Here is a 207-nt window from a genome sequence, read left to right as displayed (position 1 = left end):
CCACCACCATCGCCAGACTGCGCTCAAGACAGATCGCAACCGGCTGATCCGGCCTCACCCCGAGCGAGATCAGATGATGCGCCAGCCGGTTCGCCCGCGCATTGAGCTCGCCATAGCTCAGGTGTTCCTCCGCACAGACCACCGCCACCGCATCCGGCGCCTTGCGCACCTCCGCCTCGAACAGCTCATGGATGCACCGCTCCGCTG

1 protein-coding gene is annotated in these 207 nt (G+C 66.2%); it reads right to left on the bottom strand.

Features of this window, described 5'->3' with window-relative positions:
* The coding region (locus tag KJQ96_RS39960; RefSeq protein ID WP_213291318.1) for an AMP-binding protein at nt 1-207 on the bottom strand (207 nt) is incomplete at both ends.

The sequence above is a fragment of the Bradyrhizobium sp. sGM-13 genome (assembly GCF_018398875.1).
Classification (GTDB): Bacteria; Pseudomonadota; Alphaproteobacteria; order Rhizobiales; family Xanthobacteraceae; genus Bradyrhizobium.
The sequence above is the reverse complement of the archived record's forward strand: the minus strand, read 5'-3'. Positions and strand labels throughout refer to the sequence as shown.